The sequence below is a fragment of the Streptomyces sp. NPDC057280 genome (genome assembly GCF_042668605.1).
In the GTDB taxonomy this organism is placed as follows: Bacteria; Actinomycetota; Actinomycetes; order Streptomycetales; family Streptomycetaceae; genus Streptomyces.
This window is the reverse complement of sequence record NZ_JBHUYR010000003.1, coordinates 238,938-251,738: the sequence shown is the minus strand read 5'-3', so window position 1 is coordinate 251,738 and position 12,801 is coordinate 238,938. Positions and strand designations below refer to the sequence as shown.

General features: G+C 71.3%; 12 protein-coding genes and 1 tRNA gene. 4 read left to right on the top strand and 9 right to left on the bottom strand.

The annotated features are described in order from the left end of the window. Positions 1-218: 218 nt before the first annotated feature. Complete coding sequence (locus ACFUO4_RS19625; RefSeq protein WP_383486321.1) at positions 219-1,475, top strand: amidohydrolase family protein; 1,257 nt, start codon at positions 219-221, stop codon at positions 1,473-1,475. A 234-nt stretch (positions 1,476-1,709) separates the two neighbouring features. Continuing rightward, positions 1,710-2,366 carry an NAD(P)H-binding protein gene (locus ACFUO4_RS19620; protein ID WP_079312091.1) on the top strand — a complete coding sequence of 219 codons (657 nt, stop codon included), beginning with the start codon at positions 1,710-1,712 and terminating at the stop codon, positions 2,364-2,366. 61 nt (positions 2,367-2,427) lie between these two features. Here the strand turns inward: ACFUO4_RS19620 and ACFUO4_RS19615 are convergent, their stop codons facing one another. Both ACFUO4_RS19615 and ACFUO4_RS19610 read right to left on the bottom strand, forming a co-directional pair. Further along, entirely contained in the window at positions 2,428-2,640 is a 213-nt protein-coding gene (locus ACFUO4_RS19615) for a hypothetical protein (protein ID WP_079312082.1), read from the bottom strand. Positions 2,641-2,778: 138 nt separating this feature from the next. Continuing rightward, a tRNA-Tyr gene (locus ACFUO4_RS19610) sits at positions 2,779-2,860 on the bottom strand. Positions 2,861-3,097: 237 nt separating this feature from the next. Here ACFUO4_RS19610 and ACFUO4_RS19605 point away from each other — a divergent pair. Further along, the gene (locus ACFUO4_RS19605) at positions 3,098-3,586 is read left to right on the top strand and encodes a YajQ family cyclic di-GMP-binding protein (protein ID WP_079312080.1); all 489 of its coding nucleotides are present in this window, start codon (positions 3,098-3,100) and stop codon (positions 3,584-3,586) included. A 99-nt stretch (positions 3,587-3,685) separates the two neighbouring features. Here the strand turns inward: ACFUO4_RS19605 and ACFUO4_RS19600 are convergent, their stop codons facing one another. Next, positions 3,686-3,952: a GlsB/YeaQ/YmgE family stress response membrane protein gene (locus ACFUO4_RS19600; RefSeq protein ID WP_079312078.1), complete on the bottom strand. Its 267-nt coding sequence runs from the start codon at positions 3,950-3,952 to the stop codon at positions 3,686-3,688. A gap of 190 nt (positions 3,953-4,142) precedes the next feature. Between ACFUO4_RS19600 and ACFUO4_RS19595 the strand changes: the two genes are divergently transcribed. Further along, complete coding sequence (locus ACFUO4_RS19595; protein WP_383486316.1) at positions 4,143-5,411, top strand: APC family permease; 1,269 nt, start codon at positions 4,143-4,145, stop codon at positions 5,409-5,411. Between the two features lie 313 nt (positions 5,412-5,724). Here the strand turns inward: ACFUO4_RS19595 and ACFUO4_RS19590 are convergent, their stop codons facing one another. The 6 genes from ACFUO4_RS19590 to nuoK form a co-directional block, all read right to left on the bottom strand. Then, a complete protein-coding gene (locus ACFUO4_RS19590; RefSeq protein ID WP_079312074.1) occupies positions 5,725-6,123 on the bottom strand; it encodes a YccF domain-containing protein in 399 nt (132 codons plus the stop codon). Further along, positions 6,120-6,983, bottom strand: coding sequence for a zinc metalloprotease HtpX (gene htpX, locus ACFUO4_RS19585; RefSeq protein ID WP_079312073.1), 864 nt, complete (start codon positions 6,981-6,983; stop codon positions 6,120-6,122). The genes ACFUO4_RS19590 and htpX overlap by 4 nt, the downstream gene beginning before the upstream one ends. 196 nt (positions 6,984-7,179) lie before the next feature. Continuing rightward, on the bottom strand, positions 7,180-8,691 hold the full coding sequence (locus ACFUO4_RS19580) for an NADH-quinone oxidoreductase subunit N (protein WP_383486311.1): 1,512 nt from the start codon (positions 8,689-8,691) through the stop codon (positions 7,180-7,182). Further along, the gene (locus ACFUO4_RS19575; RefSeq protein ID WP_383486308.1) at positions 8,688-10,262 is read right to left on the bottom strand and encodes an NADH-quinone oxidoreductase subunit M; all 1,575 of its coding nucleotides are present in this window, start codon (positions 10,260-10,262) and stop codon (positions 8,688-8,690) included. Before ACFUO4_RS19575 ends, ACFUO4_RS19580 begins: the two co-directional genes overlap by 4 nt. 6 nt (positions 10,263-10,268) lie before the next feature. Then, positions 10,269-12,263, bottom strand: a complete 1,995-nt coding sequence (locus ACFUO4_RS19570) for an NADH-quinone oxidoreductase subunit L (protein WP_383486305.1) — start codon at positions 12,261-12,263, stop codon at positions 10,269-10,271. Next, positions 12,260-12,655: an NADH-quinone oxidoreductase subunit NuoK gene (gene nuoK, locus ACFUO4_RS19565; protein WP_079312067.1), complete on the bottom strand. Its 396-nt coding sequence runs from the start codon at positions 12,653-12,655 to the stop codon at positions 12,260-12,262. The genes ACFUO4_RS19570 and nuoK overlap by 4 nt, the downstream gene beginning before the upstream one ends. Positions 12,656-12,801 lie beyond the last annotated feature (146 nt).

The window sequence follows — 12,801 nt, the reverse complement described above, 5'->3', positions numbered from 1 at the left end:
GTTCACCCAAATCCGTTTCGAGGCCCCGCCCGCGCCCGCTCCGGCACCCTCCCCACCAGCCTCCGAGGCCCCTCCCGTACGGCGGACCACACCCGGACCACACCGGTACGACTATTGCGCTCCTCCGCGCCGTGAGCGGATCGCCACCCTAGGCTCGACTCACTCTGCGTGATCTTGCGTCCCCGCCACGAGCCTTGACCTTGAGCCCCTGGAGCGCGATGCCCGACAGCCAGCCGCAGCCGCACCCCTCGTCGTCCTCGTCCGGCGCCTCCGACACCACCTCTCTGCTGCTGTGCGGGGCACAGCTGACCGACGGCAGGACCGTGGACGTGCGGCTCGGCGGCGGGCGCATCGAGGCGGTGGGCACGGCGGGCAGCCTGGCGGCGGGCGGCACGCGCGCGTGCGGGACACGCGTGGACCTGAGCGGCTATCTGCTCCTCCCGGCCCCCGCCGAGCCGCACGCCCACGGCGACACCGCCCTCTCCGCCGACACCGGCGGGCCGGTCTCGTACGACCCCCAGGACGTCCAGCGCCGGGCGACCGAGGCCGCGCTGCTCCAACTCGGCCACGGGGCGACCGCGTTGCGGGCCCATGTGCGGGTGGGCGACGTCCAGGGGCTGGGCGCGCTGGCCGCCGTGCTCCAGGCCCGGCGTTCGCTGCGCGGGCTCACCGAACTGACGGCGGTGGCGATGCCACGGCTGCTGACCGGCGTGGCCGGGGCGGAGGGGCTCGCGATGCTGCGGGACGCGGTGAAGATGGGCGCCTCGGTGGTCGGCGGCTGCCCGGACCTCGACCCGGACCCCACCGGCTATGTGCAGGCGGTCCTGGACGTGGCCTCGGAACACGGCTGTCCGGTCGACCTCCACACGGACGCCGGCGACCCCGCCCGCCTGTCCCGCCTGGCCGCCATGGCCGGCGGCCTGCGCCCCGGCGTCACCCTGAGCCCCTGCGGCAGCCTCGGCCGCCACCCCTCCGAGATCACCTCCCGCACCGCCGACCAGCTCGCCGCGGCCGGCGTGACGGTCGTATGCCTGCCGCAGGGCGGCTGCGGAGGCGTGGAACGGCGCGCCACGGCTCCCGTACGGCTGCTGCGCGCCGCCGGTGTGCGGGTGGCGGCCGGCAGCGGCGCGCTGCGGGACGTCTCCAACCCGGTGGGCCGCGGCGACCCGTTGGAGGCGGCGTACCTCCTGGCCTCGCGGCACGGCCTGCGTCCCGAGGAGGCGTACGACGCCGTCAGCATGTCCGCGCGCGCCGCGCTGGGGCTGCCGGAGGTGCGCGTGGAGGCGGGTTTCCCGGCCGAGCTGCTCGCGGTGCGTGGGGAACGGCTGGCGGGGGCGCTGTCGCTCGCCTACAGCCGCATCGTGGTACATCGGGGGCGGGTGGTGGCGCGGACGAGCGCGGTACGGGAGTTCTGCGACTCGGCGGCTGCTGTGGAGTTGGGGCTGCCTCGGCAGGGGCGGGTTGAGCCGTCTTGAGGGGCGCGGGGACGTGTCCGGCACGGAGGCGCGGGGGTCTCCGGCGGGCGTGAGCGTGAGTTGGTGGCGGCGGGGGCCGATCCGGCTGGGCCGGGGGCCCGGGGCGGCGGGTGCCGTCGCGATGGCCGGATCGGAGCTCAACTCTCCCGGCCGGCGCGGTCGTACGCCTGATACCGGCGCGTGCCGGACACGGTCGTACGGCGGATGTCGGCGTACGGGCGTACGGTCGAAGTCATGCGCATCGTCATCGCTGGTGGTCATGGTCAGATCGCGTTGCGGCTGGAGCGCCTGCTCGCCGCGCGTGGGCACGAGGTCGCGGGCATCATCCGCAAGGCGGAACAGGGTGACGCCCTGCGGGAAGCCGGTGCCGAACCGGTTCTGCTGGATCTGGAGTCGGCCTCCGTCGAGGAGGTCGCGGCCCATCTGCAGGGGGCGGACGCGGCGGTCTTCGCGGCGGGCGCGGGTCCGGGCAGCGGCGTGGCCCGCAAGGACACGGTGGACAAGGGCGCCGCGGTGCTGTTCGCGGACGCGGCGGTCCGGGCTCGCGTACGGCGTCACGTGGTCGTGTCGTCGATGGGCGCCGATCCCGAGCACAAGGGCGACGACGTCTTCGACGTCTATCTGCGGGCCAAGGGCGAGGCCGACCGCTACGTCCGTGGCCTGGACGCCCTGGACTGGACGATCCTGCGCCCCGGCCAGCTGACGAACGACGCCGGCACCGGTCTGGTGCGGCTGGAGGCCCACACCGGCCGTGGCCCGATCCCGCGCGACGACGTGGCCGCAGTGCTGGCGGAGCTGCTGGAGACTCCGGCGACGGCCGGCCTGACGCTGGAACTGGTCGCTGGGTCGGTGCCGGTGTCGGTGGCGGTGAAGTCGGTGGCCGGGAACTGAGGGCGGGGGCGGGACCTGGGGCGGCGGTGCGTGCGGGGTTTGTGCGCGAGCCGTACCGCGGCTAGAACAGCGGCATCTGCCCGGGGAACTCGGGAACGGCGTACCCGTCCAACGCGGGCTGCGCGGCTCCCAGTTGGGCCTGTCGGCGGGAGCCCGCGCAGGAAGTGAGCTCGCCGCTCTCCCGGGCCCCGGGCGGGTCGTGCCGCGCGAAGCGCCCGGCGACCACGGCGATCTCGCGCTGACATTCGGGGCAGTTTCTGCGACGGCTGGACATGGGGTCAGTGTGCCCCGGACGAGCGTTCGCCCCACATCGTGAGGCACATCACCACTCGCTTTCCTCACGTTGCCCAGGAATACGAAGAGACCCCCTCCGCGCTGCGTTTCCGCAGTTCGGAGGGGGTCTTCCCCAGTGTGGCGGCGCCAGGATTCGAACCTGGGAAGGCTGAGCCGGCAGATTTACAGTCTGCTCCCTTTGGCCGCTCGGGCACACCGCCGGGGTTTGCTGCCCTTCGAACCGCTTTTCGGCGGTGCTCCGTGGCAACGACGTAAACAATACCCGATGGAGCGGGGTGCTTCGCCACCCGATTGATCAGCGCTCGGGGGCGGCGGGGTGGCTAGGCTTGTCCGGATGCGGCCCGGGGACTGTGCCCGGCTCGGCGGCAGCCCCGCGCACGCCGAAACGCACCCGGTACGCACCCCGATACGCACCCCGATACAAGGAGCCACAGGACATGGCCGACTCCAGTTTCGACATCGTCTCGAAGGTCGAGCGGCAGGAGGTCGACAACGCCCTCAACCAGACCGGCAAAGAGATCTCCCAGCGCTACGACTTCAAGGGCGTCGGCGCCTCCATCTCGTGGTCCGGCGACAAGATCCTGATGGAGGCGAACTCCGAGGACCGGGTCAAGGCCGTTCTCGACGTCTTCCAGTCCAAGCTGATCAAGCGCGGCATCTCGCTCAAGGCCCTGGACGCCGGCGAGCCGCAGCTGTCCGGCAAGGAGTACAAGATCTTCGCGTCGATCGAGGAGGGCATCTCCCAGGAGAACGCGAAGAAGGTGGCGAAGATCATCCGCGACGAGGGCCCGAAGGGCGTGAAGGCCCAGGTGCAGGGTGACGAGCTGCGCGTCAGCTCCAAGAGCCGCGACGACCTTCAGGCCGTCATCAGCCTGCTCAAGGGCAAGGACTTCGACTTCGCCCTGCAGTTCGTGAACTACCGGTAGTCCACGGCCGGTTCACGGCTCGTGCCGTGTCGTACGAGGAAGGGTGGGCACCTGGCCGGCGCCCACCCTTCTCGCCTGCTGGCCGCGGTCCGGGGTGGATCAGTCGCGCGAGTTGCCGAACAGGATGCGGTAGCCGATCAGGAGCACGAGAGAGCCTCCGATCGCCGCTGCCCAGGTGGTGCCGTCGTAGAAGTCCTTCGTGATCGGGTGGTCCAGCCAACGGGCCGAGATCCAGCCGCCGATGAACGCGCCCGCGATGCCGATGAGGGTCGTGCCGATGAAGCCGCCCGGGTCGCGGCCCGGCAGCAGGAACTTGGCGATGGCTCCGGCCAGAAGCCCCAGGATGATCCAACCGATGATGCTCATGCCCTGAACCTGCCCTTCCGCACTGTGCCTGCACTGTTCCGGCCCTGTGATCTACGTCCGGTCGGACTGTGCGCCTGGGCGGATGCGCGAGTGCGTCCCCACCTCGGCGGCAGCGCGAGTTCGTGCCGTGTTGATGAAGAGGACGTCACGGGTGCACCGGTTGGTTGCACTGCTCAGTAGGGTGCGGCGCATGGCACCTTCCCCACCCCGTTCCAGCTCGGATTCGGAACTGCGACGCACCCTCGGCGTGGGTGACGCCGTCGTCATCGGGTTGGGCTCGATGGTCGGGGCCGGCATCTTCGCCGCGCTCGGCCCCGCGGCGCGCGCGGCCGGCTCCGGGCTGCTGATCGGGCTGGCGGTCGCCGCGGTGGTCGCCTACTGCAACGCCACCTCGTCGGCCCGACTGGCCGCGCTGTATCCGGCTTCCGGCGGCACGTACGTGTACGGCAGGGAGCGGCTCGGGCCTTTCTGGGGTTATCTCGCGGGCTGGTCGTTCGTGGTCGGGAAGACGGCCTCCTGTGCGGCGATGGCACTCACCGTGGGCGCGTACGTCTGGCCGGGGCATGCGCACGCCGTGGCGGTGGCGGCGGTCGTGGCGCTGACCGCGGTGAACTACGGCGGTGTCCAGAAGTCCGCTCTGCTCACGCGGGTGATCGTGGCGGTCGTGCTCGCTGTCCTCGCTTCCGTCGTGGTCGTGTGCCTGGGGTCGGGGGCTTCCGATGCCGGGCGGCTGAGCAGCGGGGCCTCGGGCGGTGCGGGCGGCGTGCTGGAGGCCGCCGGTCTGCTGTTCTTCGCGTTCGCGGGGTACGCGCGCATCGCGACCCTCGGGGAGGAGGTGCGGGATCCGGCGCGCACCATCCCCCGCGCGATCCCGCTGGCTCTGGGGATCGCGCTGGCCGTGTACGCGTGTGTGGCGGTGGCTGTCCTTTCCGTGCTGGGGGCCGAGGGTCTGGGGCAGGCCGGTGCGCCGCTGACCGACGCCGTGCGGGCGGCCGGGGTGCCGGGGCTGGTGCCGGTGGTGCGGGTCGGTGCTGCCGTGGCCGCGTTGGGCTCGCTGCTCGCTCTGATCCTGGGTGTCTCACGGACGACGCTGGCCATGGCACGTGACCGGCATCTGCCCGGCGCCCTGGCGACTGTGCACCCACGTTTCCAGGTGCCCCACCGGGCCGAACTGGCCGTGGGTGCGGTGGTCGCGGTGCTGGCCGCCACGGTGGACGTGCGGGGCGCTATCGGGTTCTCCTCCTTCGGGGTGCTGGCGTACTACGCGGTGGCCAACGCCTCGGCCTGGACGCTCGATCCGGCTCCGGCGGCACGGGCGGTACCGGCGGTGGGGCTTCTCGGGTGCGTGGTGCTGGCGTTCGCCCTGCCGGGGGTGTCGGTGGTTGTGGGCGCGGGTGTTCTGGTCGTGGGTGTGGTGGCGTACGGCGTGCGGCGACGGGTGGGCGGGGCGTCGCGGTAGCAGGGCGGTCGCAGGGCCCGCCGATGCTCCCGCACGAAGGGCGTGGCCCGGATCGGCGTTCAGCGCCCTGGCTGGGCTGATACGGCCGTGGCTCTGGCGGCCGTGGTCCCCTCAGTCCCTCGTGAAGTGCGGGCCTGCAGACGGGCATTGCACATCCTGGCTGCCCCCTGTGCCCGCGTCTGCTCGTGCGCGGTCATGTGTTCATGGTGCAGGCGGGCACTGACAATCGGGGCGAGCTGTGGATAACCGTCCCGCTGTGGACAACCGCCGGACCGTGAGCAACCGGCGCGGTGGCCGGGAGCTCTACCGAGTCCTACCAGCCCGACGACGCGAACGGCCTGTCGGTCGAGACGATTTCGCGGCCCAGCGGGAACAGCGAAACCGGGATGAGCTTGAAGTTGGCGATGCCGAACGGGATGCCGATGATCGTGACGCACAGCAGGAGACCGGTGACGATGTGGCCGAGGGCCAGCCACCAGCCCGCAAGGATCAGCCACAGCACGTTGCCGACGCAGGACGGGGCGCCCGCGTCGCGGCGCTCGACCGTCGTGTACCCGAAGGGCCACAGGGCGTAGATGCCGATGCGGAAGGCGGCGATACCGAAGGGGATGCCGATGATCGTGATGCACAGCAGCACGCCGGCGGCGAGATAGCCGAGGAACAGCCAGAAGCCGCTGAGGACGAGCCAGATGACGTTCAGGATTGTCTTCACTGGTGGCGACCTGCCATCTTCTCGAGGCGGGCAATGCGTTCCGCCATCGGCGGGTGCGTGGAGAACATCTTCGAGAATCCCTGGCCCGGGCGGAAGGGGTTCGCGATCATCATGTGGCTCGCGGTCTCGATGCGGGGCTCCGGGGGCAGCGGCAGCTGCTTGGTGCCGATCTCGAGCTTGCGCAGCGCGCTGGCCAGGGCGAGGGGGTCCCCGGTGAGTTGGGCGCCGGAGGCGTCGGCCTCGTATTCGCGGGAGCGGCTGATGGCCAGTTGGATCAGGCTCGCGGCGAGCGGGCCCAGGATCATGATGAGCAGCATGCCGAAGATGCCGGGGCCGTCGTCGTCGTTGGAGCGGCCGACCGGGATCAGCCAGGCGAAGTTGACGAGGAACATGATGACGGAGGCGAGGGCTCCGGCGACCGACGAGATCAGGATGTCGCGGTTGTAGACGTGACTGAGCTCGTGGCCGATGACGCCGCGCAGTTCGCGCTCGTCGAGGATGCGCATGATCCCTTCGGTGCAGCAGACCGCGGCATTGCGTGGGTTACGGCCCGTCGCGAACGCGTTCGGTGCCTCCGTCGGAGAGATGTACAGGCGCGGCATGGGCTGGCGGGCCTGCGTGGAGAGCTCCCGGACCATGCGGTACAGCGCGGGGGCCTCGAACTCGCTGACAGGGCGGGCGCGCATCGCGCGGAGCGCCAGCTTGTCGCTGTTCCAGTACGCGTACGCGTTGGTCCCCAGGGCGACCAGGACCGCGATCACGAGCCCCATACGGCCGAAGAAGCTGCCGATGACGATGATGAGTGCGGACAGTCCCCCGAGGAGTACTGCGGTCCTGAGCCCGTTGTGCCGGCGGTGCACGGTACGCCCTCCAAGTCGTGCAGCAGGGGAACCCTTTGCTTGCTGATCTGCGGTCCTTCTGGTGTATGTCCAGTGGACCCTCCCGTTCTGGTCAACGCCAGGCGAGAGCCGCTAGTTCCCTTGTGCGTGCGGGGCGGGGTGTGAGCCGTCCGGGTGAGGGTCCGGAAGCGGCCTGGTCGTGCGGTGGTGGGTGCCCTCAGAAGAGTCCGGTGTCGGCGAAGCGCAGGACCAGTTGGGGAACCCCCGACAGGGCGATGCCGAGGACGCCGGTGAGGGCGAGTGCGGCGGTGAGGGGCGCGGGGACCCTGTGGCGTACGGCTTCGCCCTCGGGCGCGCGGAACAGCAGTGCCGTCCACTGGAGGTAGTAGTACAGCGCGATCACGACGTTGGCGGCCATGACCACCGCGAGCCAGCCGAGACCGGCGTCGACGGCGGCCGAGAAGACGGTCACCTTGGCGAAGAGGCCGATGATGCCCGGCGGAAGTCCGGCGAGGCACAGCAGGAAGAACGCCAGGAGGAGCGCGGCGAGGGGGTTGGTGGCGTACAGGCCCCGGTAGTCGCTGAGGCGGTTGCGGGACTTGGTACGGCCCACCAGTGCGGCCACCGCGAAGGCGCCGAGGTTCACGGCGGCGTACATGAGGGCGTAGGCGACGGTGGAGCCGATGGAGTGCTCGGCGTCGTCGGAGTAGGCGGCCGCGGCGATCGGCACCAGCAGGTAGCCGGCCTGGCCTACGGAGGACCAGGCGAGGAGGCGTACGGCGCTGTACGCGCGCGTGGCCTGCTGTCGGAGGGCGCCGACGTTGCCGACGGTCATGGTGAGGGCGGCCAGGGCGGCCAGTGCCGGGCCCCACACGTCGGCGTAGGAGGGCAGGGCGACGACGGTGAGGAGGATCAGGCCGGAGAAGCCGACCGCCTTGCCGACGACCGACAAGTAGGCGGCGATCGGGAGGGGCGCCCCGACGTAGGTGTCCGGAACCCAGAAGTGGAAGGGCACGGCGGCCGTCTTGAAGGCGAAGCCGATGAGGGTGAGGACCACGCCGGTCTGGGTGAGGGTGTGGAGCTGACCGTCGACGTGCTGGACGCGGTCGGCGATCTGGGTGAGGTAGAGGGTGCCCGTGGAGGCGTACACGAAGCTGATGCCCATGAGGCTGACCGCGGTCGCGGTGACCGAGGACAGGAAGAACTTCAGGGCCGCTTCCGAGGACTTGCGGTCGCCTTGGCGCAGGCCTACGAGGGCGAACGCCGGCAAGGAGGCGACTTCCAGGGCGACGATCAGGGTGGCCAGGTCGCGGCAGGCGGGCAGGAGGGCGGCACCGGCGGCGGAGGAGAGCAGCAGGAACCAGTACTCCCCTTCGGGGAGTCCCTTGTCGGCGTCCCTGAGGGCCGTGACCGACAGGAGGGCGGCGAGCAGCGCTCCGCCGAGCACCAGGAGCTGGAGGACGAGGGTGAAGCGGTCCGCGGTGTAGCTGCAGACGTCTGCTTCGCCGGACAGGCAGAAGGTGGCCCGGTCGCCGTCCAGGAGGGGCAGCAGCATGAGCGCGGAGGCGGCCAGGCCCGCGACGGACAGCCAGCCGAGCAGTGCCTTCTTCGCGTCACCGACGAAGAGATCCGCTACGAGGACGGCAAGGCCGACGACCGCCGCGATGGTGGGCGGTGCGATGGCGAGCCAGTCGACCGACTGGACGAGGTTCGCGGCCAGGGAGCTCATCGGGTGCCTCCTGCGAGGAGCTGCTGCACGGCCGGGTCGGTCAGGCCCAGGAGGGCCTTCGGCCACAGGCCGGCTACGACGGTGAGGGCGACGAGCGGCGTCCAGGCCGCGAACTCGTACGCGTGGACGTCGGCGAGCTTCGGCGCGTCCTGCGGTACGGCGCCCATGCAGACGCGACGGACCACGGCGAGGAGGTAGGCGGCCGTGAGGAGGGTGCCGAAGGCCGCGATCGCCATGAAGGTGAGGAAGGCGGGGCGGCTGAGGTCGTCGGCGGGGTCGAACGCGCCGAACAGGGCCAGCATCTCGCCCCAGAACCCGGCGAGGCCGGGCAGGCCGAGGGAGGCGACCGCGGCGAACGCGAGCAGGCCGCCGAGCCGCGGGGCCTTGCCGTAGAGCGCGGCGCCGGTCTGTTCGGCAAGGGTGTCGAGGTCGGTGGTGCCCGTGCGGTCCTTCAGGGCGCCGACCAGGAAGAAGAGCAGGCCGGTGATGAGGCCGTGGGCGATGTTGGCGAACAGGGCGCCGTTCACGCCGGTCGGGGTCATGGTGGCGATGCCGAGGAGGACGAAGCCCATGTGGCCGACGGAGGAGTAGGCGATGAGGCGCTTGAGGTCGCCCTTCGCGCCCTGCTTGGCGAGGGCCAGGCAGGCGAGGGATCCGTAGATGATCCCGACGACGGCGAAGGCGGCGAGGTAGGGCGCGAAGTCGGCGAATCCGTCGGGCGCGATCGGCAGCAGGATCCGGACGAACCCGTACGTGCCCATCTTCAGCAGGACGCCGGCCAGCAGGACCGAGCCGACGGTCGGCGCGGCGGTGTGGGCGTCGGGCAGCCAGCTGTGCAGCGGCCACATCGGGGTCTTGACCGCGAGTCCGAGCCCGATCGCCAATACGGCGATGACCTGCACGGATGTGGTCAGCGACCGGCCGTTGTCAGTGGCGAGTGCCACCATGTCGAACGTGCCCGCCTTGATTCCGATCAGGAGCAGGCCCAGCAGCATGACGACCGAACCGAGCAGCGTGTACAGGATGAAACGCCAGGCGGCCGCCGTCCTGCCCTCGCCACCCCAGCGGGCGATGAGGAAGTACATCGGGATGAGCACCATCTCGAACGCCAGGAAGAACAGCAGCAGATCGAGAACGGCGAAGGTCGCGAGGGTGCCGGACTCGAGGACGAGCAGCAGTGCGACGAAAGCCTTCGGGGTGGGACCCGCAGGCATCTTGAAGTACGAGTAGAGCGCGCAGAGGAAGGTCAGCAGCGCGGTCAGGACCAGAAGGGGGAGGGAGATGCCGTCGATGCCGAGGTGGATGCGCACGTCGAGTGCGGGGATCCAGCTGATGTCGGTCGTGGCCTGCATCTTCGACGGATGGTCGTGGTCGAAGCCGAGCGCGAGGACGATCGCGGCGACGAGAATCGCGCCGGTCACCGTCACACCGTGCCGGAGCACGGCCTGCTCGGGCGACTTCCCCTTCAGCCCGGGCGGTGCGGGCAGCAGGGCGGCGACGGCACCGAGGAGTGGGCCGACGACGACGAACGCCAGAAGGAACTGCATCACGGACTCGTTGATATCGATCACGCCTGCTCACGCTCCCGTGGCGACGAGGACAGCGGCGACCGCCAGGACGACGGTGCCGGCGAGCAGCGCGCTCACATAGGTCTGCACATTGCCGGTCTGTGCCCGCCGTACGGCCCAGCCCAGCGCCCGGGGCGTGGCCCCGGCGCCGCGTACGTAGGTCTCGACGACCGCGCGGTCGAGGAACCGGACGAGGGTGGCGCCGGCCTGGACCGGGCGGACGAAGAGGGCCGAGTAGACGGCGTCGAGGTGGAAGCCGACGGCCGCGTGCCGGTGCAGCGGGCCGAGCAGGAGCCGGCCGGGATCGGCGGGGTCGGGCGCGTAGGCGATGTCCCCGTACGCCGGCTCGTGACTGGCGATGGCCTCGGCTTCGACGAGGGCGGCGTCGCCCTCCGGGTGGGCGGCGACCGCGCCCAGCGGCACGCGGGCCGCGAGGGCGGTGGTGTGCCGCCAGGCGGCGTAGGTGACGATGCCGCCGACCAGGGCGACTCCCGTGCCGACGACGGACGTGGTGAGGGTCGGGGTCAGGTCGCGGCCGTCGAACCAGTCGGGGAGCACGCGGTAGGCGAATCCGCCGACGGCGAGGGACGGGACGGCGAGCACCCACAGGACCACGTTCATGGTGAGGGGCTGGCGGCCGTGGTCGGGGGCCTCGACGCCCTGGCCGCGGAAGGCCAGCAGCCACAGGCGCGTCGCATAGGCCGCGGTGAGGAGGGCCGTGAGCAGGCCGGCGACGAGGACGACCCAGCCCGCAGCGCCGGGGGCGAGCTCGGTGTGGCCGGTGGCGGCGTGCTCGGCGGCGCCGAGGACGGACTCCTTGGAGAAGAAGCCGCTGAACGGCGGGATCGCGGCGAGCGCGAGGAGTGCCACGGTCATCGTCCAGTAGGCGTCGGGTACGCGGTCGCGCAGGTGGCCCATGCGGGACATGGCGGCCAGTGAGTTGGTGCCGGCGGCATGGATGATCACGCCCGCCGCGAGGAACAGCAGCGCCTTGAAGACGCCGTGCGACAGGAGGTGGAAGACGGCGGCACCGCGGTCGCCGACGGCGAGGGCGCCGGTCATGTAGCCGAGCTGGCCGATGGTCGAGTAGGCGAGAACGCGCTTGATGTCGTCCTGGGCGAGCGCGGCGAGCGCCGAGCCCGTCATCGTCACGGCTGCCATGACGGCGAGGACGACCATCGCGGCCTGCGAGGCCTCGAAGACGGGGAGGAGACGTGCGACGAAGTAGACACCGGCGGCCACCATCGTCGCGGCGTGGATCAGCGCGGAGACGGGCGTGGGGCCCGCCATCGCGTCCGGGAGCCAGGTGTGCAGCGGGAACTGCGCCGACTTTCCGGCCACGCCCGCGAGGAGCAGCAGGGCGATCAGGGTGGGGTGGTCCAGTCCTCCGCTCGCGACGGCGTCGAGCACCTTCGTGATGCGGAACGACCCGGCGTCGGTGGCCAGCGCGAACAGGCCGATGAGGAAGGGGACGTCACCGAGCTTGGTGACCAGGAAGGCCTTGATGGAGGCGGCGCGGGCCTCCGGGGTCTCCCAGTAGTGGCCGACCAGGAAGTACGAGCAGATGCCCATGACCTCCCAGCCCACCAGCAGCACCATCAGGTCGCCGGAGTAGACGACGAGGAGCATCGCGGAGGTGAAGAGGGAGACCAGAGCCGCGTACGACGGGTAGCGCGGGTCGTCGCGCAGATAGCCGGTCGAGTAGATCTGCACGCAACTCGCGACGAGCCCGACGAGCACGGCGACGAGGGCGGCGAAGCCGTCGATGTGCAGGGCGAGTTCGATCGGGACCGAGCCGGTGGGCGTCAGCTCGGTGGCGGCGTTCACCGCCTCGTCCCCACCCTGGCGTACGGCGACGATCGCGGCCAGTACGAGAGAGGCGAGCGTCGGCATCACCGCGAGCGGGCGGACGAACCCGGGGGCCGTGCGCCCCAGGAGCAGGCCGGTGGCCGCGCCCAGGAACGGAAGGAGGGGGACGAGGACGGCGAGGGTGGTGGTGGTCACGCGGTGGCCTCTGCCTTCTCGGCCGCGGGGGCGTCGCCTTCGGAGTCGTCGGAGTCGGGGCCGTCGGACTCGTGGCCCTCGGCGGTGTCGCGGAGCCTGTCGATGTCCGAGGTGCCGCGGTTGCGGTAGACGGCGAGGACGATCGCCAGGCCGATGCCGATCTCGGCGGCGGCGATGGCGATGGTGAACAGGGTCAGGGCCTGGCCGGAGTGCAGGGTCTCCTCGGCGGTCCGGCTGAGCCAGACGTCGAAGGCGACGAGGTTGAGGTTGACGGCGTTGAGCATCAGCTCGACCGACATCAGGACCAGGATCGCGTTGCGGCGGGCGAGGACGCCGTACAGGCCGGTGCAGAAGAGGAGGGCGGAGAGTACGGCTGGATAGGCGAGGTGCATCAGCGGACGCCTTCCTGCTCGGCCGACTCGGCTGCCGGGCCCGGCGTGGTTCCGGCGGCGGGCTCGGCTCCCGTGGCGGGTCCCACGCCTGTGGCGGTCCCCGTGCCTGTGGTGGATCCGGTGCCTGGCGCGGACCCGCTGCCTGG

Coding starts and splice junctions, on each gene's coding strand:
- ACFUO4_RS19615 (WP_079312082.1), bottom strand. CDS start 2,640: ATGTCCAGCCGTCGCAGAAACTGCCCCGAATGTCAGCGCGAGATCGCC.
- nuoK (WP_079312067.1), bottom strand. CDS start 12,655: ATGCACCTCGCCTATCCAGCCGTACTCTCCGCCCTCCTCTTCTGCACC.
- ACFUO4_RS19600 (WP_079312078.1), bottom strand. CDS start 3,952: ATGAGCATCATCGGTTGGATCATCCTGGGGCTTCTGGCCGGAGCCATC.
- ACFUO4_RS19605 (WP_079312080.1), top strand. CDS start 3,098: ATGGCCGACTCCAGTTTCGACATCGTCTCGAAGGTCGAGCGGCAGGAG.
- ACFUO4_RS19625 (WP_383486321.1), top strand. CDS start 219: ATGCCCGACAGCCAGCCGCAGCCGCACCCCTCGTCGTCCTCGTCCGGC.
- ACFUO4_RS19580 (WP_383486311.1), bottom strand. CDS start 8,691: ATGAGCTCCCTGGCCGCGAACCTCGTCCAGTCGGTCGACTGGCTCGCC.
- ACFUO4_RS19620 (WP_079312091.1), top strand. CDS start 1,710: ATGCGCATCGTCATCGCTGGTGGTCATGGTCAGATCGCGTTGCGGCTG.
- ACFUO4_RS19595 (WP_383486316.1), top strand. CDS start 4,143: ATGGCACCTTCCCCACCCCGTTCCAGCTCGGATTCGGAACTGCGACGC.